The following is a 26,152-nucleotide window of genomic DNA, read 5'->3' on the forward strand; positions in this document are numbered from 1 at the left end:
CCGGCCTATTCGCGGGTGAACCCGCTCCCACAGAGTAATCACAAGGTCTGAAGCCTGTGGTGGACAGTGATATCCCTGTGGGAGTGGGTTCACCCGCGAAGAGGCCAGCACAGGCAACCCAAAAACCGCCAGCATCACAACCGGAAATGCCCCACCATCCCCTTCAGGTCGGTACCCAGCTGCGCCAGCTCGATACTCGACCGGGCATTGTCCTGCATCGCCAGCGCCGCCTGGTCCGCACTGCCGCGGATCTGCGTGACACTGCGGCTGATCTCTTCGGCCACCGAACTCTGCTGCTCGGCGGCCGCCGCAATCTGCTGGTTCATCTGCTGAATCAATGACACCGCCGCCGCAATGCTGCCCAGCGCACTCTCCGTGTGCAACGCATCCGCCACCGCCAGGCGCACCAGCTCGGTACTGCCGCGAATCTGCGCCACCGATTGCTGGGCATTGCCGCGCAAGCTGGCAACCAAGGCCTCGATCTGTTCGGTGGACTGCCGGGTACGCCGCGCCAGCGCGCGCACCTCATCGGCCACCACGGCAAAGCCACGGCCCTGCTCGCCGGCCCGGGCGGCTTCGATGGCGGCATTCAGCGCCAGCAGGTTGGTCTGCTCGGCCACGCTCTTGATCACCGCCAGCACGTCGCCAATGGTGTGGATCTCGGCACTGAGGCTATCGATGCCGGCGCTGGCGGTTTCCGCCGCCGCCGCCAGCTGTTCGATGCGCTGCATGCTCTGGCGCACCACCTGCTGGCCGGAACCGACCTTGTCGTCCGCCGCCTGGGCCGCCTGCGCCGCCTGTTCGGCATTGCGCGCCACATCGTGCACGGTGGCGGTCATCTGCTGCATGGCGGTGGCCACCTGTTCGGTTTCTTCCTTCTGGCTGCCGACCTCACGGTTGGTCTGCTCGGTCACCGCCGACAAGGCCTGGGCGTTGCCCGCCAGTTGCTCGATACCCTGCTGCAAGCCGCTGACCATGCCCGACAGGCCCACCGCCATCTGCTGCATGGCCTGCAGCAGCTGCCCCACTTCGTCACGGCGCGGGGCCTGGGCAGCAAAGCCCAGCTCGCCGGCGGCAATGCGCTGCGCGCGGGCGATCACCTGCTTGAGCGGGCCGACCACGGCGCGGGTGATCAGCCAGGCCGCCAGCACGCCTACCAGCAGCGCCAGGCCGGTGGCCAGGGCGATGGCCACGGCATTGCGCTGCAACTCAGCCTGCAGGGCCTGCTGCTGCACCCGGAAGGCCTGATCGACACGGCCAGTCACCTGCTCGGCAGTGGCCTGCAACTGCGCCTTCAGCCCTTGCTCACGGGCCAGCTGGTCAGTGTATTCATTGAGTTTTTCCGAGAAGCTGCCAATGTGCCCGGCCACTTCGCCCAGCACGCTCTGGTAGCCGGCATCACCCACCGCGCCCTGCAGCTGGCCGACCAGGCTGGCCGCCTCCACTGTCTGGGCGATGCGTTGCTGGCCAGCGCCCTCTTCGCCTTTGCGGCTTTTTTCCAGGCGCACCCGTGCTTCGTCCATGGCCTGCAGCATCAAGCGCGAAACCTGCGCCACCTGCGCGGCCTGCTCCAGAAACTCGCCACCCTGCTGGCCCTGGGACTGCTTGAGGGTATACACGCCGTCATCGGCCAGCCCGGCCTGCAGCACATCCAGGTTGTTGGCGACACTGGACACCGACCAGCTGGCCGTGTCCAGCGCCAGCTCCTTGGCTTGCACCGCCTCGACAAACGCCTCGAATGCCTGGCCGTAAGCCGCCAGCTCGGTTTCGGCCGCCGCCAGCGCCGGCAAGCTGCGGGCGCGCTCGGCCAGGCCCTGCAGCCCAGTGCGCAAAGCCTCGGCCTGGTGGATGTCCGAGCTCAGGGCAAAGGCCTGCTCATGCTGGCGCAGGCGCAGCAGGTCGGTATTGAACTGCGACAACTGGCGCAAACCGTCGAAGCGCTGGCCGACGCTGTGCAGTGCGGCGATGCCGATGGCCGCCACCGCCACGGTCAGCAGCAGCACCAGGGCAAAGCCCAGGCCTAGTTTGCGGGCCATGCCCAGGTTGGCCAGCACACCATGCTTGCTCGTGCCCATCGCCGATCCCCTTTCAGCCAGTGAGGTTATCCAGAGGCCAAGGGTGGCAACGTTGTCAGCCGCTGAACAAGGGCTTGGCGCCGGAATAGTGTCAAATAGCTATGTATTGTCGTTTTTGGCTGCCTTGATGTCGTTTCTGGTGAATTTTCGAGTGCCATCACAAAGCCATCAAGCTTAGCCCAACCTGATCCTTCACAAAGTCCGGAACAATATTAAATAGAAGCAACTCAAGTCCCGATTTATTCCGTTCCTTTCTTTATGAAGTTACCTTGGCGCCATTTAATTTGCGCCAAATCTGGGGCATCAAAAAAAATATTAAAGAGCCACTACCGCGGCAAAAACACCGCTATCGTGATGCGTAACTGGCCCGCCCTCTGGACCCGTAGTGCATCAATGGAGTTCTTTATGAAAAGAGCCATTTTTACTGCAGTGGTCACCCCCTTGCTGTTCGGCAGTATTGCAACTGTTGCCCACGCCGCCACTTCCACAGGGCCGCTATTGACCCTGGGCGCGCAAGGCAGCTACACCGAGCTGGAATTGAATGGCCGCGGCAATGACACCGAGCACCTGCCTGAAGGCGGCGTGTTCATCAGCTACGGCAACAAGATGACGGCCAAGGCGGGCCTGGTCTACAACGCAGAAGCCAGCGGCATGTACTCGAAGCAGCATAACCAGAAGCTCAAGGACGGCCAGGCCGACCTGGACCTGGGCTGGCGCGTCGAGCTGAGCGAGCGCCACTCGCTGGACGTGCTGCTGGGCGGCGGCTACAAGTGGAACCGCCTGCAACCCAATACCAGCCGCTATGACGTCGACCTCACCAACCGCACCCCGTTTGCCAAGATTGCCGCCGGTTACAACTACCGCTTCAACAATGCCACGCTGCGTTTTGAAGCGGGTATACGGCAAGTTATCAATGGCGATTCGCAACTGGAAATACATGGCATCAGTAGCGAAGACGTTGATTTGAAAGATACCAGCAACCCCTTTGCCGAACTTAGCCTGCTGTTCAATCAGAACGGTTCCGTCCCGGTACTTGCTTCGCTGTATTACAGCCGCTACGAGTACGACCTGGACGGGCAGTTCCTGATGACCGATTCGGACGAGCAGACCCGCAATGAATATGGGGTGAAACTGGGTATCAGCTTTTAGCCCGAGCGGATCATGACCGGCCTGCTTGCTCAAGGAAGGCCTGGGCACGTGTATCCTGCCCATACGCGACATTGATGCGCAGCCAGTCGCTGGGGGCGCCCTGGTAATCGAAGGCACTGCCGGGTGTCAGCAACACGGCATGCGCCAGGGCCAGGCGCTCCAGGCTGGCAAAGCTTTGCCCCGGCATACGCGCCCAGATGAACATCCCGCCATACGGCTCGCAGAACACCTGCCACCCCCACTGCTCCAGCTGCCGCAGCAACCGGGCCATGTGCTGGCCCAGGCGCACACGCAGGCGCTGCACACTCTTGCGATAACTGCCATTGGCCAGCATCTGCCCCACTACCTGTTCGGCAAAGCGCGACGTGCCGATGCCGCTGACCATTTTCAGCTCGGCCAGGCGCGCCAGCAGCGCAGGGTCGGCGACCAGGTAGCCCACCCGCAGCGAGCTGCTGAGGGTTTTCGAGAAACTGGCCATGTAGATCACCCGCTGCTCACTGTCCAGGGTGGCCAGGCGCGTGGCCGGGCCTTCCTGGAAGTCTGCATAGATGTCGTCCTCGATAATGCGCAGGTCATGCTCGCGCGCCAGCTCCAGCAGGCGGTAGGCCACCTTGGGCGTAAGGCTGGTGCCGGTCGGGTTCTGGTACAGGCTGTTGATGAACAGGCAGCGCGGCTTGTGCGCGGCCAGCAAGGCTTCGAGGGCAGCCAGGTCGGGGCCTTCGGCGGTGCGCGCCAGCGGCAGCATGTGCACCTGGTGCTGGCGCAGCAGGTTGTACAGGTTGTAGTAGCCGGGGTTTTCCACCAGCACCGTGTCGCCCGGGCGCAGCAGGGTGCGCACCAGCAGGTCCAGCCCGTGGCTGGCGCCGTGGGTGGTGAGGATGCGCTCGGGGCCGGCGGCGATACCGGCTTGCGCCAGGCGTTTGTGCAACTGCTGGCGCAGGCTGGCCAGGCCCAGGGGTGGACAATAGTCGAACAGGTCCTGCGGGTTGCCGCGGCTGACCTGGCGCACGGCCTGGGCCAGCTCGGTGGCGGCGCGCCAGCTGTTGGGCAGCCAGCCACACCCCAGTTTCAGCAGTTGCTCATGGCCTTCGCGAAACTGCCGCCAGCTGCCGTCGCCCGCGTCGCCCCAGGGTTGTGCGTCTTCCACCGGCAGCCCGGGTTTGCGCTCGGCGACGAAAAAGCCGGTGCCGTGGCGGGCCTCCAGCCAGCCGCTGGCGACCAGGCGGTCGTAGGCCTCGATCACGCACGACGCACTGACCGCCTGGCTGCGCGCCAGCGCACGGATCGACGGCAGGCGCGCCCCTGGGCGCAGGCGTTGCTGGCTGATCCAGGTTTGCAGGTGGTCGGTGAGTTGCTGCACCAAGGGGGTGGTGCTGGTGCGGTCGAGGGGGAAGTGCATGGGCCAGGTGTTCGCTGATTTTGAGCGAACAGTTAAGCATAAATGGGCGCTGGGTGTATCTGGAGAGGCGATGGGGCAGCGATCACAGTGAGCAGGCCCGGCGTTTTCGCAGGTAAACCCCGCCAATATGCCGGTACAGCCACCCAGAATCAGGACCCAACCCCATGCCCTGCGCCCCGGCCCGCCTGGCCTTCGCCCTCTGCCTGATCACCCTGGCGGTGAACCTGCAGGCCCCGCTGTACATCACCTACGCCGACCTGTCTGGCCAAGGCGCGGCAGCCACCGCCGTGGCCTTTTCCGGCTACGTGCTAGGCGTGCTCCCGGTACTGCTGGCCCTGGGCGGCCTGGCCGACCGGGTCGGCCGCCGGCCACTCATCCTGGCGGCACTGGCGCTGTCGATGAACGCCACGGTGTTGATGCTGCTGGCCCCCAGCCTGCAAACCCTGGCCCTGGCGCGCCTGTTGCTGGGCCTTGGCACCGGCCTGGCTTCGGCTACCGCCACGGCCTACATGGGCGAACTGATGGGCGGCGAGCACAGCACCCGCGCCGCCAACTGGGTTACCGCCAGCACTTCGCTGGGCTTTGGCCTGGGCGCCGCGCTGACCAGCCTGTTCCTGCTGCGCGGGCCCAGCCTGACCCCCGGCAGTTTCCACCTGCAGCTGTTGCTGGCGGCGCTGGCCGTCGTGCTGGCATGGCGCCTGCCCGACCCGCGCCCGGCACAGCGCCACCCCATGCTGCGCCTGCCCTTTTACCCGCGCGGCAGCGTGCCTTACGGCCTGGCGATTTTGCTGGCATGGGCCTGCGTGGGGCTGGTGATTGCCCTGCTGCCGGGCATCCTGCGCCAGCATGGCCTTAGCGACTGGTCGGGGTTCTCGACGTTTTGCGTGATCAGCTGCGGGCTGCTGTTCCAGCCGATGGCACGGCGCCTGAGCAGCCACACCGCCACCTTGCTGGGGCTGGTGATATTGCCGTGCAGTTATGCGCTGCTGGCCTGGGGCGCGCACGCCGGGCAGCTGGTTGCGGTGCTGCTGGGTGCGGTGGCGGCCAGCAGTGCGTGCTACGGGTTTGTCTACCTGGGCGGGCTGGCAGCGGTGAACCAGCTGGCGGGCAGCGAGAAGACCCGGGCCAGTGCCGGGTTTTTCCTGCTGGCGTACCTGGGGTTCAGCTTGCCGGTGATCTTTACCGGGATGCTGAGTGACCGGTTGGGGGCGGGGCTGGCCCTGGCGGTGTTTGGCGGGGTGCTGGTGCTGGGGTGCCTGGGTGTCGGGGTGGGTTTGCGGCGGGCTGACAGGGCCGTTTCACGGACAGATCCGCTTTTGGGGTGATAGGCCTTGGGATGGGTTTGTGGGGGCGGGAAATTTACCAACATAAATTGCATCAGGGCTGACAGGTGCTTGCCATGAAATATGCAGCGCCTGTGAGATCGAGCGCCGCCCGCGCGGCGCATCGCGGATGAATCCGCTCCTTGTATGTTGTGTCTGACCCTGACGAGAGAGGTTATTCTGGTCAGGTTCGAGAAGCACTTCCGGGGAGACCGATCGCTCCTGAAGGCAGGCTTGCCCTGACCTTGTATGTAGAGAGGTCCCCCGCCTCATTGCCCACTACGAAGAGTATCGAGAAGCCGACTAGTCGGACTTCGCATTACAAGGTTGCAGCGGCATGAATTTCGAGGTCGGGGAACCGGAGGCCATTGTTACCTAACTCACATGCGGTGGGAAGAATGAGTGTCTGTGTTGGCGTGGATATCGGTTCGCGTACTTCGATTGCTGGGGTGCGTAAAGATGGGCGCCCTGTCGGGCAATGGGACATCGCCCAGACACCCGCTGGCCGCAAGGCAGCGGTGAAAAAACTGCAGGCCCTCAAACCCAAGACGATCGTGATGGAGGCCACGGGGATCTATTATTTGGACCTCGCGCTTGAGCTGCATGCGGCCGACCTTCCTGTTTCAGTCATCAACCCCAAAAGTTTCCATAACTTCGCCAAGCTCATGCTGGTCAACAGCAAGACTGATGCAATAGATGCTCAGTTGCTAGCCGAGTACGGCGAGCGTATGACGCCGCGCTTGTGGACACCGCCAAGCCCTGTACAGCTTGAGCTCAGGGCCCTCGGTCGGCACATCAATCGGCTGGTAGGACACCGCACCAGGGCGAAAAATGAGCTGCATGCACTGCAGGCGACCGCTACGACCATTTCTATTTTGATCGAGGATCAGGAGGAGGCGATTGCCACCCTGGACATTCGCATTGAGCGCTTTCGTAAAGCAGGACGCGAACTGATCGCCCAATGTCCAACCCTCACCCAGCAATACAAGCAACTACTCGCAGGCCCCGGAATAGGAGAAGTTACGGCACTTGCAGCTTTGGCTGAATTGACCACACTGCCTGAACTGCTCAAGTCCTCTCAGGTAGCACGCCATGCGGGGCTGGATGTTCGACAGACACAATCTGGAACAAGCATCGACAAGCCAGGCCGGCTCGGTAAGAGTGGGAATGCGTATCTACGCGCAGCCATGTATATGCCAGCGTTGACTGCGGTGCGCTGTGACCCTTATGCAAAGGCCTTTTACGAGTCGCTGATCGGTAGAGGCAAGAAAAAAATGCAAGCTATCGCCGCTGTCATGCGCAAATACCTGACAGGTATCTGGGCATGCATGCGCGGGGATGTGCCATTTGATACGGCCAAGCTTTTCAGCTCTGAACACCTCAGAAAAGCTTGACCGCCAACAGAGTATCTACATTTGTTGCAACGTGGCCATGCCTGTGGAAGCGGGGTTGCCCGCCTTGGTGCTTGGCTTGAGACAGGCTGCAGTGGGGCCAACCGGGAAATCCAGTCAAGCTGACAAGGCTGACAACCATGACCTTTCAGGTTAGGTACGTTGCAACAAATGTAGGAGCGGATTCATCCGCGATGCGCCGCGCGGGCGGCGCTCGATCTCACAGGCGCTGCATATGTTGCGGCAAGCACCTGTCAGCCCTGATCCGATCCCCTGGAAACAGCAGCATCACCCAATCAGCCAACCAAAATCAAATCGCCGTAGCCCCACCATCCACGGTCAGGCAATGCCCGGTGGTAAACGCGGCGCCATCGCTGCACAGGTACAGCACGGCGCTGGCGATTTCCTCGACCTTGCCGATGCGCCCCACCGGGTGCATGGCAGCGGCAAACTCGGCCTTGCGCGGGTCGGCCTCGTACGCACGGCGGAACATGTCGGTGTCGATCACCGCCGGGCACACGGCATTCACGCGGATGCCCTTCTTCGCATACTCGATGGCCGCCGACTTGGTCAGGCCGATCACCGCATGCTTGGAAGCGCTGTAGATGCTCATCTTCGGCGCCGCCCCCAGCCCCGCCACCGAGGCGGTATTGACGATCACCCCGCCGCCCTGGGCCAGCAGCAACGGCAACTGGTACTTCATGCACAACCACACGCCCTTCACGTTCACGCCCATGATGGCATCGAACGCTGCCTCGCTGCCCTCGGCCAGGCGGCCTTGCTCGGTCTCGATGCCGGCGTTGTTGAAGGCGTAGTCCAGCCGGCCATAGCTGGCGATCAGGCGCTCGTGCAGCTGACGCACCTGGGCGTCGCGGGTAACGTCGCAGGCAATGAACAGCGCTTCCCCCCCTGCAGCGTGGATCAGCGCCACGGTAGCTTCGCCACCAACCGGGTCAAGGTCGGCCACCACCACTTTCAGGCCTTCCTGGGCGAACGCCAGGGCCGTTGCCCGGCCAATGCCGGCGGCGGCGCCGGTGACCAGGGCTACCTGGCCAGAAAAGGTCATGCTCATCGCGTGCTCCTGTACAAGGGTGGAGGGATTCAGAGCATAGCCAGCCACCACTGGGCCGAGCAGCATCATCACACCAACGGTTGAGCTACCATGCTTGTCAGTGATGTTGGCCACCTGCCTACATCAACAAGGTAAATTGAACGCCTTATACCCTCCACTGCCCACAAGGACCCGCCATGACCCAGACCAACCGCCGCTTCCTGCTTGCCAAACGCCCGGTCGGCGCCGTGCGCCGTGACGACTTCAGCTTCGAGCGCGTGCCTGCCGAACAACCCGGCGAAGGCCAGGTGCTGGTGAAAAACCTGTACCTGTCGCTGGACCCGGCCATGCGCGGCTGGATGAACGAAGGCAAGTCCTATATCCCGCCCGTGGGCCTGGGCCAGGTGATGCGGGCGCTGGGTGTTGGCGAAGTGATCGCCTCCAACCACCCCGATTTCAAACCCGGCGACCATGTCAGCGGTGCCCTGGGTGTGCAGGACTACTTCACCGGCGAGCCTCAGGGCCTGCACAAGATCGACCCTAAACTGGCCCCGCTGCCCCGCTACCTGTCGGCGCTGGGCATGACCGGCATGACCGCCTACTTCGCCCTGCTGGACGTTGGCCAGCCCAAGGCCGGCGAGACCGTGGTCATTTCCGGTGCGGCCGGTGCGGTGGGCAGCATCGTCGGGCAGATTGCCAAGCTCAAAGGCTGCCGCGTGGTCGGCATTGCCGGCGGCGCCGAGAAGTGCCAGTACCTGAAGGACGAGCTGGGCTTTGACGGGGTGATCGACTACAAGGCCGAAGACGTGCTGGCCGGCCTGAAGCGCGAATGCCCCAAAGGCGTGGACGTGTACTTCGACAACGTCGGCGGCGACATTCTGGATGCAGTGCTGACGCGCATCAACTTCAAGGCCCGCATCGTCATTTGCGGCGCGATCAGCCAGTACAACAACAAAGAAGCGGTAAAAGGCCCGGCCAATTACCTGTCGCTGCTGGTTAACCGCGCGCGCATGGAAGGGTTCGTGGTGATGGACCATGCCAAGGATTACGGCAAGGCCGCGCAGGAGATTGCCGGTTGGCTGGCCACCGGGCAGGTGAAGAGCAAGGAGGATGTGGTGGACGGGCTGGAGACGTTCCCCGAAACCTTGCTGAAGCTGTTCAGCGGGGAGAACTTTGGCAAGCTGGTACTGAAGGTATAACCGCCCCTGCGGGGCCAATTTAGGGACAGCGGTGTGTGTCGCAGGAGCTACGGTCTCGCGCAAAATTCAATAGCATGCGCGATCCCTGTGGGAGCGGGTTTATCGAGGCGTCGAACCGCCGCGAACACCGGCGCAGCCGGTGCCATGCACGTCGTGCTACACACTGCACCAACCCCAAACGAAAAGGCCAGCACACGCGTGCTGGCCTTTTTCAATACCGCAGGCTATTTACCCACGAATCTCCGCCACCACCGCAGCCAGCGCCTGCGCCGGGTCTGCCGCCTGGCTGATCGGCCGGCCGATCACCAGGTAATCCGAACCGGCATCCAGTGCCTGGCGCGGCGTCAGAATACGGCGCTGGTCATCCTGCGCACTGCCCGCCGGGCGAATACCCGGGGTTACCAGTTGCAGCGACGGGTGCGCCGCCTTCAGTGCCGGGGCCTCCAGCGCCGAGCACACCAGGCCGTCCATACCCGCCTTCTGCGCCAGCGCCGCCAGGCGCAGCACCTGCTCTTGCGGGTCGACATCCAGGCCGATACCGGCCAGGTCCTCACGCTCCATGCTGGTCAGCACGGTCACGCCAATCAGCAACGGCTGCGAGCCGCTGCGCTTGGCCAGCTCTTCGCGGCAGGCCGCCATCATGCGCAGGCCACCGGAGCAATGCACGTTGACCATCCACACGCCCATCTCGGCAGCGGCCTTTACCGCCATGGCCGTGGTGTTGGGGATATCGTGGAACTTGAGGTCCAGGAACACTTCGAAGCCCTTGTCGCACAAGGTTTCGACAATGCCCGAAGCGCTGCTGGTGAACAGCTCTTTGCCCACCTTGACCCGGCACAGCGCAGGGTCAAGCTGGTCAGCCAGCTTCAGGGCGGCCTCACGGGTAGGGAAATCCAGGGCGACGATCAGGGGCGTCTGGCAGGCGGACATGGGCAGGGTCTCTTGGCAAGTCGAAAACGGCGCGCATTGTAAACGAAGTGGCGCAGGCTTTGGGGGCCGCGGGTCACGGAATTGGCCCGGCGGCGGCTGGGTTCTATAATTGAACCAACGGAACGGCAATTTGCTCAAATTTCATACAAGCACTGCCTGTACCCGGTAAAGGAGAACGACAATGCCCTGGTATGCCTGGCTGATACTTATCTTAGCCCTTGGCTCGATCGTCGGCGGGCTGATGATGCTGCGCGACACCGCAAAAAAACTGCCACTGACCGACGAGCAACTGCGCAAGGTGCATGAGCGCAATGCAGAGGCAGATGCCAAGGATGCGCAGGACCGTTAGTGGGCCGGGCTTAAACGCAGACTGCGCGAGTATTAGCGGCGCCTATGAGATCGAGCGCCGCGCGGGCGGCGCTCGATCTCACCGGCGCTACATATCTTGCGCCAAGCACCTGTCAGCCCTGATGCAATCCCTGTAGGAGCTGGCTTGCCGGCGATGGGCCGCATAGCGGCCCCACTCCCCGCCCTCTATTCCACCATCACCTTGTCCCGATTACGCTCCAGCAACGCACTCCCAATCCCCTTGATCTCCAGCAACTCATCCACCGAAGCAAACTGCCCATGGGCCTCGCGGTAAGCCACAATAGCCTCGGCTTTCGCCTTACCAATTCCATTCAGCTCCTTCTGCAAGGTCAACGCATCGGCCTTGTTAAGGTCCAGCCGCCCCGGCTGCTGGGCCTGCTGCTGGCTTACCACCGGCACCGGCTCGGGTACCGCCATGGCACCGGCCGGGGCGGCGCTAAGGGAGAACGACAAGCTGGCGAACAGCGGCAGCAGCAGGTACGACAGAACGTTATTGCGCATGGTGAACACTCCTTCAGTTGGTCATTTGCCAGCAGCCGTTTTCCTTCGGCTGCGCAACAAACCCTAGCGGTTGCAGCGCCCTGCAGACAGCCACCCACAGCCGCGAATGGTTACTGAATCGGTCAACAACCTGGCCAACTTCCCCCACCCAAAAAACAGCCGTTTTACTCCCGCGAGCGCAAAACCAAGACCATCAATGGAATGATCCCGCGCGTGTAGCCCAATCCCTGCTTGCCCAATACCGCCTTCCCACCCCTGCCCGCCCATCGCCTTACAACACCCGGCGCACAAGGCCCGCCCAGAAAAACCCATCCCGCAGCCCGCAATGCGCTTCGCTGCAGGCTGGTACCCCACTGCCCAGCTGCTATCAACCCGAACCACGACTTGAACATGAGCAGCTGCGTCCCTTTCGATATCAAAGGGAACAAACGAGGCGGCCAGAGGCAATCTCACAGGCGGTCCTGGCTCGAAACAGATTCAGGAGAGACGGTGCGGCGATCCGACTTGCCCGCGAATCGCCGCGCGGGCGGCGCTCGATGTCACAAGCACAACAAGATTCAACTCATGCGCCCGCCAGCCCAAGTGCATAGCCAGCGCGTCAGACTTTCCTGAAACCTTGCCCCACCTCTTCAGGTTGGGTGAGCAAGCGAACTATCCTACGCACCAGTCAGAAGCAGCTGAATTGTCGGGGAAATGCCCCAGGGATAACTTCACCGGGTCGCCATATTGGTGACCAGGTGTGAGAACCTGTTGCGAGTTACCTGGCTTGCCTGTCATGGCGGTCGTACCCGGGCAGACTTCTGTCTGGCCGAGCTTTGTAGCTCCCTCGGTTTCTCACCCCGTGTACGACTGCCGCCCTGATCCGTGAGAAAGATTCGCGTGGCAGTTCCACTAACCCGGAGCTACTACCATGAAAAACAACGATTACTCCCCCATCCTCACCGCAGGCATCGAAACCTTCCTCGAAGCCGGCAACCCCACCCTTGACCTGCTCCGCGTGCAACCCGGCGTCCCCGTCGACGATGCCTATGAACACGTCTCGGTCCTGCTGGGCTACTGCAAGCACCTGGTGCGCGAAGGCGACATGGAAGATGACCACAAAATGCTGGGCGCAGCGGACTATCTGCTGGCCATCGCCAAGGCCCTGATGAACGACATCGAGATTGCGAAGAACAAACGCCACTGAAAGGCGCTACCCCAAGCCCGGCAGGCCTCTTCCCCGCTCGCCGCAAAACGCAAGCCTGTGTGGGAGCGGGTTTACCCGCGAATGCGTCCGCACCGACAACTCCACATGGCCAGTAAAAACTGGCCAGCAGCCCCGTGTGGGCAAACCCGCGCCTGGGTGGCCAATGGGGCTGCTGCGCAGCACTTCGCCGCCAAGCCATGCACCGTACTTGTGGGAGCCTGGCTTGCCGGCGATGGGCCGCAAAGCGGCCCCAATTATTTAACTGACTGGCATTCCCCTATCAGCCCTCAAATCACAGTTCGAGGATAAACACTGATAAACGCCGATATGGCGATCGGTTCCCCGTCATCCACTTTCACCCGCGGACTCTGCCCCGACCGTTTGATGTCAGAAGCAAAATCCGCCGCCTTGAATGCCTGCTCAAGCTCATCACTGCCCGCACCGGCATACACAACCACCTGAGTGCCGGTATTGTGCTTTTGCAGAGGCAACTGCTTGATCTGCACATGCAAACCCGACTTGGTCAGCGCAACGGCGATTTCCTTGGCAAAGCGAACCGCCTCTTTATCATCCTTGTGGATATTCAGCAGTACCACCGGTGCCAGCGTTTTAGCCTTCAGCTCAACCGCCAACGCCTTGAATGCATCCTGCGCCTGCGGCGTCAGCGTTCGGGGCTTGAGGCTGGCTTCCAGCTTAAGCCTATCCGCCCTCTCCCGCTCCAGTTCGGCCCTCTCACGTTCGAGTTCGGCCTTGAGCGTCTCGTTCTGCTCCAGGAGCTGCTGGATTTCCAACTGCGCCTGCACATCCGATTCATTGACGACGTCAACCTCCTGCGAGGCCCGCGAAATCGTCAATTCGGAGTGCTGGCTTTTCACGTCCGAGGTCATGTGGGCAAGTATCATCGCACTGGCCGCGATCAACGCTGCGATGACAGCAGTGGCAGATGCTATAGCGTGGATCAGGCTGGCGGTGCCTGCTGAGATATCCGGCATGAAAAGGTTCTTGAGGTTAAAGGTTTTCATCGTTTCACGATCGGGAAGACGGGCAACATGGGGACCTGTCTCGGGTACACGTAGAGTTTCACAGTGCGCGACGCAGCGGCAGAGTGCCATATTTACGTAGCTAACGACAGTCTTGATGCAAGAGGACTGTGGGGGTGGGCTAAGTCGACTCAGACTCGTGTTGGCTGCTGACCGATGAGGTGGTGCGTCAGGATGATGTTATGGGGGTATTCGACCAGGATAGAAGCCGTGTCGTAAAGTTGCAGAGGATGGCTATTCGAGAAAAATGGTGGATAAACTGAACCCTGACTTCCGCCTAACTTCATCAACCGCCAGCCTGGAGAATGAGTAAAATAATTTGAACCGCAGAATTTGTACGTAGTCAGGGATAGTAACAAACCCAGGAAAGCACTAGCTTGATGACACCCCAAACAAGGAGACCTCTCGGATGGCACTGTCTTTGAGGCTGGTTATGGCCTTCACTGCCACATTATCATTAACCACATGCACCTATGCACAAAGCCACACCGAACAGACTGCCGCGAGTGCTGCACGCGACAAGATGATTGGCAGGTTTAACGAGGCACTATCAACACAAAATCAACCCAAATTCTCGATCCTCAAAACCCTAAACTTTCAGTCAAGCCATTATCAAGAGACAATCGAGCGCCTTGATGCTCGCTATACGTATCCGCAGGGCTTTCAAATTGATGAAGAGCGCGAATTGGTCTACGTACTCCGATACTCCAACGGCAGACCTACTCGAGGCGTAATTGAAAAATACCACTGGAAGTCGGGCGAAATAATGATGACCTATATCATCCCTGAGCCCCAACCCACTGTTTCAGAAGGCCTGGTAATTAAAAAAGAAACAGACGGCGATGTAGCCTACATACGATCGGGCAACACCTTGGCTCGCCTTCTGCTTATCGATTCCCCCTCAGGCTTTGGCAACACACAAAGGCTCGGCTCTGTCGCCAACAATGTAGCTCAAAGCTTTTATCACAAGGATAATGAGTGGTTTGTCGAAAAATTTAAAATTTCTAAAGACAGTCTCGGGGAGAGCCGAGGCCGGTATATGATTCTCGACAGCGAATTCAACACCATTGGGGAGGTAACTTTTGCGCCTCAGTATGCAGGCTACCGAAACTCGGAAAAATGGAATATACCAAAGCATCAAGGATTTGCAGTCTTGGATAACGGATATGCGATGACAATGGGTGGGTACTGGGACGTTCGCACCAAGACTAGCCCTTACAACTACTTTGGTATCAATTTCTTTGACAAGAATGGAAAGCCCATCAAATCTGAATATATGTCACCCGAAGCATTTTCCGCCCAAATCGCAGAAATGGGTATTCAGGCTTACTCAATCGAGAACGAAGGACTGCAAGAACTTAAAGATGGAAAGCTGGTAACATTACAAATTATTCGCACCCAAGGTGGACGGGGCGGAAAGCTGCTCTTCCTGCTTATTGAGCCTTAGTTATGCCTGCGGCTACCCTCAGCGAGAGCAGCCGCTGCCCAACCGGACAGGCACATGAGTTAGTATTCGCCGAGTTCAGCCACGATGCCGGCCACGGAAATAGTCAATTAACCCTTGGGTCGATCCATCTTCGGCACGCTCATCAAGACCACCGACCAACCGCTGGTAGACCCCTTCCCCCAACTCCTTACCCAACTCTACTCCCCACTGATCAAAGGCGTTGATACCCCAAACCACGCTCTGTACGAATACCTTATGCTCGTACATCGCCACCAACGCGCCCAACCGTCGGGGACTGATGCGCTCAACCACCAACGTATTGCTAGGGCGATTACCTGGAATAACTTTATGAGGGGCGATCTTCTCGATGTCCGAAGAATTTAAACCCTTTTCACGCAACTCAGTCTCAGCTTCCCTACGGCTTTTACCCAGCATCAACGCCTGGCTCTGCGAGAGACAGTTGGCGTACAGCCACTGATGATGGTCGGCCACAGGGTTGAAACTCACTACCGGCACGATGAAGTCAGCCGGAATCAGCTGGGCGCCTTGGTGCAGCAGCTGATGATAGGCGTGCTGGCCGTTACAACCTACGCCGCCCCAGATCACCGGACCGGTCTCAGTCTTCACTGGGGTACCGTCCTGCAGCACGCTCTTGCCGTTGGACTCCATGTCTAGCTGCTGCAAGTGCTTGGTGATGTTGCGCAGGTAGTGGTCGTACGGCAGGATCGCGTGGCTGCTGGCACCCCAGAAATTGCCGTACCACACACCCAACAAGGCCAGTAGTACTGGCATGTTCTTGTCGAACGGCGCTGTCTGGAAGTGTTGGTCCATGGCATGCGCACCAGACAACAGCTCTTTGAAATTGGCAGTACCGATAGCCAATGCGATCGGGAGACCGATGGCAGACCACAACGAATAGCGCCCACCCACCCAGTCCCACATGGGGAAGATGTTCTCTTCGCTGATGCCGAAAGCCACAGCAGCGGTCTTATTGCTGGATACAGCGATGAAGTGACGATACAGCTCAGCTTCCGTCCCCCCCTGTGCCAGATACCAAGTACGTGCGGCAGTTGCGTTCTTCAGAGTCTCAAGGGTGTTAAACGACTTCGACGAGACGATGAAAAGGGTGGTTTCGGCACGCAGCTTTGCCGACAGTTCGTGGAACTCGCTGCCGTCGATGTTCGCCAGGTAGTGGCAGCGCACGCCACGCTGGGCGTAGGGCAGCAGCGCTTCGGATACCAGCTCAGGGCCGAGGAACGAGCCGCCAATCCCGATATTGACCACGTCGGTAATGGGCTTTTCGCTGTAGCCGCGCCATAAGCCATTGTGGATACGGGCGACCAACTCGGTGATCTGGTTAAGTACCTTGTGCACTTCGGGAATGATGTCGACTCCGTTGACACACAGCTTGTCAGCCACAGGTCGACGCAGCGCCGTATGTAGCACCGGACGCCCCTCTGAAGCGTTGATCAGCTCACCGCTGAACATCGACTTGATGGCGCCCTGTAACCCCGTTTGGTTCGCCAGGTCAATCAGCAAGTCACGGGTATGTTCAGTGATCAGGTTTTTGGAGTAATCCAGGAACAGGCCGCAGCTGCTCAGGGAAAATTGGTCGAAACGGTTGGCATCGGTGGCGAAAGCCTCACGCATGCTGAAACCTTGCATGGCGTCGCGGTGTTGCTGAAGCGCCTTCCAGGTTGGCAGAGCAGTGACATCATGGGGTGTACGGTAGAACGCCATTGCAGAGAGATCCTTGATGCTTGGTAATGCTTGACCCCGACAGTCATTGCCAGGTCCAGACTCGGCGCCATTATAGGCATTGAGCACGCGCGGGGAAGGGAAAGGCCTGCAAGGGAGGTTTTCAGAGGCGAAAAAACCCTCTGGAAAAATTGAAAAAACCCCTTGATCAGATAGACACGAGGCTCGCTGCCTGGATCTCACTACATCTGTAAACCCTGATCAACCTGGCAAAAAATTGTAGAATCAGACCAATCACGGTCGGCAAGCGGATGATGACAGCCTCCCCTCGCCACATCCTACAGGCTCCTTCCACTTTGAGTTATTGAGTAAAAAATGATCAAAATCACCCCAGCAATCGAATGCTCGAACTCGACTCCTTTCGTTCTGTTCGGCGGCATCAACGTTCTTGAGTCCGAAGATCTTGCCCTGACTGCCTGCGCAGAATACGTACGCGTTACAGAGAAGCTGGGCATTCCCTATGTATTCAAAGCCAGTTTTGACAAAGCCAACCGCTCTTCGATCCATTCCTACCGCGGCCCTGGCATGGAAGAAGGACTGCGCATTTTTGAAAAAGTGAAAGCTGAGTTCGGCGTACCAATCATCACCGACGTTCATGAAATCTATCAGGCTGCCCCGGTTGCTGAAGTGGTTGATGTGTTGCAGCTTCCTGCTTTCCTTGCACGGCAAACCGACCTTGTGGTCGCGCTGGCCAGGACTGGCAAGCCTGTCAATATCAAGAAACCTCAGTTCCTTAGCCCATCGCAAATGCAAAATATCGTGCACAAATTCAAGGAGGCTGGTAACGACCAGTTGATCCTGTGTGACCGTGGTACTTGCATGGGGTACGACAATTTGGTCGTGGACATGCTTGGGTTTGGCGTCATGAAGCGCACGTGTGATGACCTGCCTATCATCTTTGACGTCACGCACGCATTGCAAAATCGCGACCCTTCGGGTGCTGCATCAGGTGGCCGGCGTGATCAGGTGGTAGACCTGGCGCGTGCAGGCATGGGCGTAGGCTTGGCGGGTTTGTTCTTGGAAGCGCACCCGAACCCAGATCAAGCGAAGTGCGACGGCCCGAGCGCTTTGCCACTCGATAAACTGGAGCCGTTCTTGGCTCAGATCAAAGCGCTAGACGACTTGGTTAAATCGTTCGCCCCCCTGACCATCTCATGATGAATTTGAAATTTCATTGTTCTTCAAGCAGCCAGAAACATTTAGCGGCCGCTGACAGAACCTTGTGAATTTCACGACCATGTAGACAAGCATAAAGCCGCCTTGGAACTAGCAGCGGCTTTCTTAAACGAAAACGAATATGCTGCTTTAATACATTAACAAACAACGCATTTCCTACTGATATCGCCAGGCTCTTATACTAGTTAGCGAACTATCATGACCGATCAGCGTGAACGCAAGCGTCCTATGGCAGAGGAAGAGGACGAAGCCTGAATCAGCGACATACGGAGCTTGTTAAAAACAAACGGATATGCGTGCTGCTGGCCTTGATGCGAGCACGTCAACTGGAGCCAATCGGCTTGAGCCCGACATGGGATTTTCTTCAATTTTCTTGACGCTTGCGTCTCAGGGAATTAACCTCGCGCCCCTTAGAACATGGAAGTATCCGGGAAATCCCCAGCCTACTCGCTCAGGGAATCGGGCCTTTCGTGAAGATGAATTCCGGCGTGCCTAGGCGCGCTGCTTTGCTTTGCGGTAACCATCTTGAAGCCTCGTTCGTCGCTGCAGATTCAAAAATCAGTCATCTTCGCGCTGGTGTTGCGCGAGGCGCGAGCCCGCATTGGGGATCGCCGCATGGGCGCAGTGTGGATCCTGATCGAGCCAATTTGCCACCTTCTGATTTTCTCACTGCTATACACCATGATCCGGGGGCGCACGATCTCTGGGGTCGAGTACCCGGTCTTCGTGCTCGTAGGCATGGCACCCTTCCTGCTGTATCGCAACACCGCACTCAGGCTGATGGACAGCCTCCGGGAGAACCGGTCCCTGTTTGGTTACAAGCAGATCAAGCCACTCGACACCTATATCGCTCGCGTGATCGTTGAGGCCTGCATCAGCGGGCTGGTGTACGCACTGATTGTGTTCGGGTTCGCGTGGTGGGGGTTTGACATGTCCATCCATAACCCCTTGATGTGGTTCATGACGCTGGCGCTCGGCCTGCTTTTTGCCTTCAGCCTTGGCATGCTGCTGGCACTGATCACTCACGCGCTGCCTAGCTTGAAACTCGTCATCCGGATGATCTTCTTTCCCCTCTATTTCATCTCTGGGGTGCTCATTCCCGCTGCCTATCTCCCGCATGCGCTGATGCCAATACTGTTGCTGAACCCGTTCCTCCACCTGACCGAGCTGATCCGCGGCGAGGTGCTGCCCAATTACGCAATGGTCGATGGCATCTCGATTGGGTACGTGGCGGGCTTCACCTTAGTGCTGTTGTTCATTTCGCTAGGCAGTTACAGGGCGCGCAGGCTGCATTTGATTTCCACCAAGAATGGATGAGACCCAGGTACCGTGTTCGAATTGAGAAACGTTACAAAGTCATACCTGACCCCCAAAGGGCGCCGGTATGTCTTTCGGAATCTGTCGCTTGCTATTCCACCCGGGAAGAACATCGGCCTAATCGGCCGCAACGGTGCTGGCAAGTCAACGCTCATGCGTCTGCTGGGCGGCGCTGATGTGCCAGACTCCGGCACGATCGTCACCGACCGCAGCATCTCCTGGCCCGTTGGCTTGACCGGCGGCTTTCAAGGCAGCATGTCTGGAAGAGACAACATCAAGTTTGTCTGCCGGGTGTATGGCGCGGAGGGCGAAGCCATGCGCGAGAAAATTCGCTACGTTCAGGAGTTTGCCGAGATCGGTACCTGGATCGATGAGCCGATTAAGACGTATTCATCCGGCATGCGGTCTCGGGTAGCGTTCGGCTTAAGCATGGCGTTTGACTTCGATTACTACCTGATCGACGAAGTAATGTCGGTCGGTGATGCACAGTTCAAACGTAAGTGCAGAAAGGTTTTCCGGCAAAAGCTGAAAACTTCCAATGTCGTGCTGGTCTCGCACTCCATGTCAGAAATCTCGAAGCTCTGCGACATCGTCCTGCTTGTTAAAGATGGCGGCATAGAGATCTACGAAGACGTGATGGAAGGCATCAAGGCCTACAGCGCGTAATACCCCATTAATTTCAAGCAAGACTGTTTCACTCAAGGATGCATCACATTATGAGCAGCACGGGTAAATTCAAGGGTTGGGGCCTAGCAATCGCTATGGTCGTCCTACCAATGGTCCTGGCGGTCGTCTACTACGGCGTGTTCGCCGTGGACCGCTTCGTCAGCTCATCCCAAGTGGTGGTGCGTCAAGACGGCAACAACCAAGCAGCGCAGGTCCCTGGCCTTGCAACCCTGCTAACCGGTACCAACCCGGCCTCGCGGGAAGAGACGCTGTATCTTCGCGAGTACATCACGTCGATGGACATGATGCTGCTGCTTGAAGACCGCGTGCACTGGATTGAGCAGTACGCCGCACAGCGCAGCGACCTGTTTTTCTGGCTGGACAAGGACGCCGAGCGCGAAGACCTGCTCAAATACTACCAGCGCATGGTCTCGGCCCATTATGACGAAACGACCGGCTTGCTACGCGTTGAAGTGCAGGCATTCACACCAGAACTTTCCGAGAAAATGCTGCGCACCATCCTGCAGGCCAGTGAGCACTTCGTTAACGAAGTCAGCCACAACATCGCCCGCGAGCAGATGAAGTTTGCCCAAGGCGAACTGGAAACCGCACGCCAGAACTACGCCCTGCAAAAAACGCAGCTGCTGACCTTCCAGAACGTCAACAAGGTGCTTGACGGTGGCACTACTGCCCAGAGCCGCGCGACCATCGTTGCCGACCTCGAAAGCCAGTACACCAAAGAACAGGCCATGCTCACCGAAATGACCTTCAAGCTGCGCGGCGATGCACCTCAGGTACGCCAACAACGCCAGAAAGTCGAAGCAATTACCCAACAGTTGGCCAAGGAAAAACGACTGTTGGTCTCTTCCCCTCAAGGCTCACAGTTGAACGTGGTGGCTTCGCGCTTCCAGCAACTGACCCTGGACGCCGGCATTGCCGAAGAAAGCTACAAAACCGCCGTTGCTGCTGTGGATAACGCGCGCATCGAAGCCAGTAAAAAAATTCGCACGCTGGTCACGGTTGTCAGCCCCAATACCCCACAGCTCGCCCTGTACCCAGAACGCTGGTACAACCTGGCGACAATTTTGCTTGGCCTGCTGATGCTGTACGGCATCACCCGCTTCATTCTGGCTTCGATCGAGGATCATCGTGATTAAATCCCTGGCTGTCTCTCACAACTTCAAGCTCAGGTTGGCAGCACTGGCCTTGGCAAGCTTGAGCCTGGCCGGTTGCGGTGGCACGGTTTCCGGTGCGGGCCCCTATAAAGGGGCGATCGAAAGCAAGACCGAGGCCTATACCCTCGTCGACATCAGCGCAAACACCATCGCACCTTACATGCGCGGCACCGTGCCACCAGTACTGGCCAGCGTAACCAAGCCTGTGTCGCCAGAAGTGCGCTTGATGGCAGGTGACACGCTCAACGTCTTGATCGCTGACACCGCGCCAGAGGGCTCGTCCCTATTTGCACCACTGGCAACTGGGGGCACGCAACTAAAGGCGCGCATCGACTCGCAAGGGATGCTTTCATTGCCTTACGTCGGGCGTCAGTTCGTGGCCGGCATGACCTTGAATCAAGTCGAAACCATGATTCATCGCCAGCTCAAAGGTATTACCACCGACGTACAAACGCACATCGAACTGGTAGGAGACCTCTCTGGCTCAGTTCTAGTTGCCGGCGCAGTCAAAACCCCTGGTCGCTTCAGCACTCTGCAGGGCCCACTAACGCTGCTGGATGCGGTCAATCAAGCGGGCGGGCCGGTACTAGAGCCTCACTTGGTGAACGTGACAGTGCGCAATGGTAGCCAAGTTCAACAGATCAACTACGAAGAAGTGCTGGCCGGAAATAACATGGTCCTGCGTCCGAACTCCGAAGTGGTACTGGACAGAGCACGCCAGCGCTTTGTCGCCATGGGCGCAGTTACCTCGCCTGGCCTCAAAGACCTCCCCGACCGCAACACGAGCCTGCTGGATGCTCTAGGCAGCGTGGGCGGCCTGCGTGAAGGTAGCGCCAACGCCGAAGGTGTTTTCGTCTTCCGCATGGAAAACGGCAAATCAAAACCTGTTGTATTGCGCCTCAACCTACGAGATCCGGCTGCCATATTCTATGCGCGCCAAGTCATGGTTAAGCCAGATGATACGATCTACGTTACTAACGCAGCAGTGTACGAGTGGCAGAAAGTCATTTCGCCTATCGTGCAGACCATGATTTTGGGGCGCGCGACCGGCGTTAACTGATAGCCATTGCCAGCATGCTCGGCCACCCGAGCATGCTGGCACGAAGAGTCAGATGGCCAAGCCCATTTTCACAGGCTCTTGAGTACACCGACGGAACCGACAGTCCTGAGTAAGCAGCAATCTGAACGATGAATGACATATCGATTATCGTACCTCTCGACTTATCACAGCGCCCGCTGGATATCTTGCGAAAAGCCGTCAGGATGTCGGATGCCGCTGAGCGTGCGCGCGTTCCTCTGATCTTCTCGCTCAACGATCATAATAGCGCGAATGATCGTCGGCTAAAGAAGTGCCTTCAGAACAATACCTACACTACGCTCCTGGCCGAAAAGCACTATACTGGTTCAGTCAACCCAGCCTTGCTCCGAAACCGCGCATTTGAGGTCATCAACACCGAACTCATTGCCCTTTTGGACGTGGATATTTGGCCTGATTTCTCACTCTTAGAAAAGTACAAAAGCCTGATAGTCGGAGGGCACTCTCCGTTCTATTTCCTTCCCTGTATGTATCTGACTGCCAAGGGCTCTAAAGACCTCTGCAAAGGGAAAACAACGCCGGCTCAGCTCAAAGACAAGTATTTCTCGTTTTCCCGAAAAGAATTTCTGCACTTGGCCAACCCATCTTCTGTCACCGTGATGAAAAGCGCAGACTACGTGGCGATCGGCCGGTTCAACGAGTCCTACAATGGGCATGGCTACGAAGATTTCGATTTCATGATGCGCTTGGCACAGCATCATGGCTCGCTGCAGCCCTGCAGAGAGATGATGTCTAACAGAAGCGCACGGTCTCCCCTATTCACCTCCGGTTTCCGGCGCGCGCTCGGCCGCCTCTCGCTCGATGCCCTACTCAATAAAGACTTTGTTTTCCATCTTTACCATGAAAGGCCCAGCATCGTTGCGCACAAAGAGAAGCGGGAGTCTAATTACTCAAAGTTCGTAGAGACCCATGACAGGCATTGGGGCGACGAAGTTTCCAAAAGCCTACTAGAAGATTTTATCGAAGCCTGTCGCCTCTCCGAACGCAGCGTCGATGATTACTCCGCGCTGTTCGAGAACAAGCCTGGACACATAGACAGATTTGATACTTTCAAACGACGTTTGAGATTTTTATTAAATGAATAAGAAACCAGTTAAGTACAAAAAGATTCGCAAATTTTTGCGGGATCCAAACATGTTTTTCTATGACATGTTCCGTAAACGCGTCTTCAAAGATGCCCCTCCTGCGGCGATCACCAAAACTGAGGCCAAACCCCAACAGGTGACACGCAGTGTCGACCTCCTGGAGGTAAACCGCTTAGGCCTGCCCGAGTACATCCGCAAGTATCTGAATGCAGGGATTGGCGCCGAGGACGGAGTTAACCCCAACAGCTTGGTTCTGTGGAGTGGTTACCTTAATGGCCTCATCAGTTTTATTGGTGGCTTGAAAGATTCAACACCTACTAACGTGACAATCTACACGCTTGGTGGTGGCTTCAATATATCGTCCCGAGCCGACGAGCGTTTTGACGTAAAAGCGGTATGTTCCGCATTGGCCCAACGGCCAGACTTTGTCGTTGAGCTGTGCAACATCCTCGGCGAGACTCATGTCCTGCACTTCTACCTGTATGACCTCGCACCTTCCGGTGAGGCCACCATGCGTTCGGGTCGTGCCTGGCAGCGCCGTTTCCCAATCGACATGTTCGAACAGATTTACGCATCAAAAGCCGAGCGCGCGGATTACCAGTCGGTCGATGCGGTCTACACTTGGGTGAATCACGCCGATGAAGGCTGGCAGGCCCTCTGGACAGAGTCGTTCCCAGAAGAAGGTTTCGACCCCGACCGCTACACCAACAACGACGAACTGCGCTATTCGCTGCGTTCGCTGAACAAATATGCACCCTGGCTGAACAAAATCTACGTGGTTTCCAATTGCCAGAGACCGGAATGGCTGCGCGAAGATCCTAAAGTGGTGTGGGTCGATCACACTGAGATCTTCCCCGACACCACCGTGCTGCCAAACTTCAATTCCCATGCCATCGAAGCTTGCCTTCATCGGATCCCAGGGCTGTGCGAAAACTTCATCTACCTCAATGATGACTTTGTACTGGGCCAACCGTGTCTGCCTACTGACTTTTTCGATGAGATTGGCCGCTCACTTGCCTATTTCGAACCCTACGGCATGGCAGGTGACTTAATCACCGATGAAACTCCCGACTATCTGGTGGCTGCCAGCAATTCGCGCAAATTGTTACGTGACCTGTTCCCAGGTTACCAAGCAAAGAACCTTCATAGGCATGTACCGTATTGCTTGAAGAAGTCCGTACTGACCAAGATAGAAGACCTCTTCCCAGAGGTTTTCACTAAGACTCGCTCAGCGAAACGTCGCAGCTTGGAGGATATTAACCTGACATCCTTCCTTTATCACCACTTTGCCTATGCATCGGGCCTAGCCGTCAAGGCCGACGCTCCTGGCATCATTATTCGCCCGACCAACATTGCGCGTGTCGTCAGCAAAGAGCGTTTCAAGTACAAGCTCATATGCTTCAACGATGGCAACGGCAGCGCAGAAGACACGACCTATAAAAACCAGACACAGATTTTCTTTGATCAGCGTCTATTCCAAAGCGCCCCGTGGGAGCGTCATCGCCCTCAGGCCAGCGTTTAAAGACGCTCACGCAAGCTCGATCAAGGAAAAAACTGGTGATTGCAAAAATTTTTAAATCCATCTTTCCCGAGATCAGTATCGATACGATGCTGGACGCAGAAACGCACGCACTGCCGATCAAAGAATATGCCCTGAGCGAGTTGTCCGCCAAGCAGATACTGCCGGACCTCTTTGAGGCAAACTGCAAACTGTTTACCACGGCCAAGATTTTCAACGACATTCTTCAGCGAAAGAAAAATGTTGAAATTAAGTTTTTGGGGAAAAAGAAGGTTGCAAACTGCACACTTGTAATCCTAAGCGACACGGCTCAAATCCGGGTGATGTTCCGCCAAAGTCACGCAAAGGTATTCATCGGGGCAAAGTGTGAGGGCAAATTCGACATTCGTCTTAACAACCTCAAGCCGAAGATCTGTGTAGGCGATGCCGTTACTTCCCGAGGAATCCACATTGCGGTACACGGCAACGGCATCAGCATCGGTAAGCAATGCCTGATCGGTGAAGATGTTGTGATTCAAGGCCATGATGCCCATGGGATCGTCGATATCGACACTCTTGAACTGGTCAACTCCGAAGACTCCCATACGGTTATCGAGCAACGGGTGTGGCTTGGCAAGAGGGTCATGGTTCTCCCAGGCAACCGAATCAGCCAAGGCGCAATCATTGGCGCATCGTCCGTAGTCACCAAAGATGTACCAGCCTGCTCCTTAGCGGTCGGCATACCGGCAAAAGTAATCAAGCACGGGGTAACGTGGTCTCGATCGCGTTACAAAGTCGATGATGAATGCAGAGATTTTATCAAAGCCCTTTGAAGTATTTAGTCCATTAATCAACCTATATCCTCTATCGACTCATAATCAGGAAGATCACATGAGCACTCGTGCTAAAACAGTAATCACCTATGGCACCTTCGACCTGTTCCATGTCGGCCACGTTCGCCTACTCGAGCGCGCGCGCTCACTGGGCGACCGCCTGATCGTGGCAGTCTCTGAAGACAGCTTCAACGAAGGCAAGGGTAAAAAATCTTACTCAAGCTACGCCGACCGCAGCCAGCTGGTAGCAGCATGCCGCCACGTAGATCTCGTCATCCCGGAACTGACCTGGGAGCAGAAGCGAGAAGACATCATCGCGCACAATGTTGACATTTTTGTGATGGGCGATGACTGGGAAGGTAAATTTGACTTCCTTAATGACATTTGCGAAGTCGTTTACTTGGCTCGCACCCCAGAGATTTCCAGCAGCCTCATCAAGGCTCACCTTAAAACGCCAACGACTTCAGCGGTCGCCTGAGGTCCTATGCA

The 26,152-nt window shown here is 57.9% G+C and carries 23 protein-coding genes and 1 pseudogene; 16 read left to right on the forward strand and 8 right to left on the reverse strand.

Features of this window, described 5'->3' with window-relative positions; genetic code table 11:
- Nucleotides 1-134: 134 nt before the first annotated feature.
- Together AC5O5I_RS21060 and AC5O5I_RS21065 are read right to left on the reverse strand one after the other, a co-directional pair.
- Complete coding sequence (locus tag AC5O5I_RS21060; RefSeq protein ID WP_372242898.1) at nt 135-1,007, reverse strand: methyl-accepting chemotaxis protein; 873 nt, start codon at nt 1,005-1,007, stop codon at nt 135-137.
- Nucleotides 996-2,075: pseudogene (locus tag AC5O5I_RS21065) on the reverse strand (HAMP domain-containing protein); the annotation flags it as partial. The pseudogene AC5O5I_RS21065 and the gene AC5O5I_RS21060, both read right to left, overlap by 12 nt.
- 405 nt (nt 2,076-2,480) lie before the next feature.
- Between AC5O5I_RS21065 and AC5O5I_RS21070 the strand changes: the two are divergent.
- Nucleotides 2,481-3,224 (forward strand): outer membrane beta-barrel protein, encoded by a 744-nt coding sequence (locus AC5O5I_RS21070; protein WP_172228584.1) that lies wholly within the window; start codon nt 2,481-2,483, stop codon nt 3,222-3,224.
- A gap of 10 nt (nt 3,225-3,234) precedes the next feature.
- On the opposite strand, the gene AC5O5I_RS21075 is transcribed toward AC5O5I_RS21070, so the two are convergent.
- Entirely contained in the window at nt 3,235-4,623 is a 1,389-nt protein-coding gene (locus AC5O5I_RS21075) for an aminotransferase-like domain-containing protein (RefSeq protein WP_494511493.1), read from the reverse strand.
- A gap of 164 nt (nt 4,624-4,787) precedes the next feature.
- Between AC5O5I_RS21075 and AC5O5I_RS21080 the strand changes: the two genes are divergently transcribed.
- Together AC5O5I_RS21080 and AC5O5I_RS21085 are read left to right on the forward strand one after the other, a co-directional pair.
- On the forward strand, nt 4,788-5,948 hold the full coding sequence (locus AC5O5I_RS21080; protein WP_494511494.1) for an MFS transporter: 1,161 nt from the start codon (nt 4,788-4,790) through the stop codon (nt 5,946-5,948).
- Nucleotides 5,949-6,343: 395 nt separating this feature from the next.
- Nucleotides 6,344-7,339, forward strand: a complete 996-nt coding sequence (locus AC5O5I_RS21085) for an IS110 family RNA-guided transposase (protein ID WP_494511495.1) — start codon at nt 6,344-6,346, stop codon at nt 7,337-7,339.
- A gap of 307 nt (nt 7,340-7,646) precedes the next feature.
- Here AC5O5I_RS21085 and AC5O5I_RS21090 read toward each other — a convergent pair whose 3' ends face one another.
- Entirely contained in the window at nt 7,647-8,408 is a 762-nt protein-coding gene (locus AC5O5I_RS21090; protein WP_172286836.1) for an SDR family oxidoreductase, read from the reverse strand.
- A 176-nt stretch (nt 8,409-8,584) separates the two neighbouring features.
- Between AC5O5I_RS21090 and AC5O5I_RS21095 the strand changes: the two genes are divergently transcribed.
- Entirely contained in the window at nt 8,585-9,586 is a 1,002-nt protein-coding gene (locus tag AC5O5I_RS21095) for an NADP-dependent oxidoreductase (protein WP_494511496.1), read from the forward strand.
- 228 nt (nt 9,587-9,814) lie between these two features.
- Here the strand turns inward: AC5O5I_RS21095 and pyrF are convergent, their stop codons facing one another.
- Nucleotides 9,815-10,516: an orotidine-5'-phosphate decarboxylase gene (gene pyrF / locus AC5O5I_RS21100; RefSeq protein WP_172286838.1), complete on the reverse strand. Its 702-nt coding sequence runs from the start codon at nt 10,514-10,516 to the stop codon at nt 9,815-9,817.
- Nucleotides 10,517-10,697: 181 nt separating this feature from the next.
- On the opposite strand from pyrF, the gene AC5O5I_RS21105 reads away from it, so the two are divergent.
- Nucleotides 10,698-10,865: a DUF2897 family protein gene (locus AC5O5I_RS21105; protein ID WP_172228589.1), complete on the forward strand. Its 168-nt coding sequence runs from the start codon at nt 10,698-10,700 to the stop codon at nt 10,863-10,865.
- Between the two features lie 185 nt (nt 10,866-11,050).
- On the opposite strand, the gene AC5O5I_RS21110 is transcribed toward AC5O5I_RS21105, so the two are convergent.
- Nucleotides 11,051-11,386, reverse strand: coding sequence for a ComEA family DNA-binding protein (locus tag AC5O5I_RS21110; protein WP_172228590.1), 336 nt, complete (start codon nt 11,384-11,386; stop codon nt 11,051-11,053).
- Nucleotides 11,387-12,296: 910 nt separating this feature from the next.
- Between AC5O5I_RS21110 and AC5O5I_RS21115 the strand changes: the two genes are divergently transcribed.
- Nucleotides 12,297-12,572: a DUF3077 domain-containing protein gene (locus tag AC5O5I_RS21115; RefSeq protein WP_172286839.1), complete on the forward strand. Its 276-nt coding sequence runs from the start codon at nt 12,297-12,299 to the stop codon at nt 12,570-12,572.
- 287 nt (nt 12,573-12,859) lie between these two features.
- Here AC5O5I_RS21115 and AC5O5I_RS21120 read toward each other — a convergent pair whose 3' ends face one another.
- Nucleotides 12,860-13,594 carry a hypothetical protein gene (locus tag AC5O5I_RS21120; protein ID WP_494511497.1) on the reverse strand — a complete coding sequence of 245 codons (735 nt, stop codon included), beginning with the start codon at nt 13,592-13,594 and terminating at the stop codon, nt 12,860-12,862.
- A gap of 427 nt (nt 13,595-14,021) precedes the next feature.
- Here AC5O5I_RS21120 and AC5O5I_RS21125 point away from each other — a divergent pair, with 427 nt between their 5' ends.
- Nucleotides 14,022-15,059: a hypothetical protein gene (locus AC5O5I_RS21125; protein ID WP_172288819.1), complete on the forward strand. Its 1,038-nt coding sequence runs from the start codon at nt 14,022-14,024 to the stop codon at nt 15,057-15,059.
- Nucleotides 15,060-15,134: 75 nt separating this feature from the next.
- On the opposite strand, the gene pgi is transcribed toward AC5O5I_RS21125, so the two are convergent.
- Nucleotides 15,135-16,799, reverse strand: coding sequence for a glucose-6-phosphate isomerase (gene pgi / locus AC5O5I_RS21130; protein WP_494511498.1), 1,665 nt, complete (start codon nt 16,797-16,799; stop codon nt 15,135-15,137).
- 333 nt (nt 16,800-17,132) lie between these two features.
- On the opposite strand from pgi, the gene kdsA reads away from it, so the two are divergent.
- The 9 genes from kdsA (at nt 17,133) to tagD (ending at nt 26,141) form a co-directional block, all read left to right on the forward strand.
- Complete coding sequence (gene kdsA, locus AC5O5I_RS21135) at nt 17,133-17,975, forward strand: 3-deoxy-8-phosphooctulonate synthase (protein WP_172286046.1); 843 nt, start codon at nt 17,133-17,135, stop codon at nt 17,973-17,975.
- Between the two features lie 543 nt (nt 17,976-18,518).
- A complete protein-coding gene (locus AC5O5I_RS21140; RefSeq protein ID WP_172286045.1) occupies nt 18,519-19,310 on the forward strand; it encodes an ABC transporter permease in 792 nt (263 codons plus the stop codon).
- Nucleotides 19,311-19,322: 12 nt separating this feature from the next.
- Nucleotides 19,323-19,976: an ABC transporter ATP-binding protein gene (locus AC5O5I_RS21145; protein WP_172286044.1), complete on the forward strand. Its 654-nt coding sequence runs from the start codon at nt 19,323-19,325 to the stop codon at nt 19,974-19,976.
- A gap of 50 nt (nt 19,977-20,026) precedes the next feature.
- The gene (locus AC5O5I_RS21150; protein ID WP_172286043.1) at nt 20,027-21,133 is read left to right on the forward strand and encodes a KpsE/RkpR family capsule polysaccharide export protein; all 1,107 of its coding nucleotides are present in this window, start codon (nt 20,027-20,029) and stop codon (nt 21,131-21,133) included.
- Complete coding sequence (locus tag AC5O5I_RS21155) at nt 21,126-22,211, forward strand: polysaccharide biosynthesis/export family protein (protein ID WP_494511499.1); 1,086 nt, start codon at nt 21,126-21,128, stop codon at nt 22,209-22,211. Before AC5O5I_RS21150 ends, AC5O5I_RS21155 begins: the two co-directional genes overlap by 8 nt.
- Before the next feature lie 128 nt (nt 22,212-22,339).
- Complete coding sequence (locus AC5O5I_RS21160) at nt 22,340-23,332, forward strand: capsular biosynthesis protein (RefSeq protein WP_172286041.1); 993 nt, start codon at nt 22,340-22,342, stop codon at nt 23,330-23,332.
- Nucleotides 23,325-24,854, forward strand: a complete 1,530-nt coding sequence (locus tag AC5O5I_RS21165) for a stealth conserved region 3 domain-containing protein (RefSeq protein ID WP_172286040.1) — start codon at nt 23,325-23,327, stop codon at nt 24,852-24,854. Before AC5O5I_RS21160 ends, AC5O5I_RS21165 begins: the two co-directional genes overlap by 8 nt.
- A 35-nt stretch (nt 24,855-24,889) precedes the next feature.
- The gene (locus AC5O5I_RS21170) at nt 24,890-25,663 is read left to right on the forward strand and encodes an acyltransferase (protein ID WP_172286039.1); all 774 of its coding nucleotides are present in this window, start codon (nt 24,890-24,892) and stop codon (nt 25,661-25,663) included.
- A 58-nt stretch (nt 25,664-25,721) separates the two neighbouring features.
- Complete coding sequence (gene tagD, locus AC5O5I_RS21175) at nt 25,722-26,141, forward strand: glycerol-3-phosphate cytidylyltransferase (protein ID WP_172286038.1); 420 nt, start codon at nt 25,722-25,724, stop codon at nt 26,139-26,141.
- The last annotated feature ends 11 nt before the right edge of the window (nt 26,142-26,152 follow it).

This window comes from Pseudomonas sp. 9_2_1, assembly GCF_059295275.1.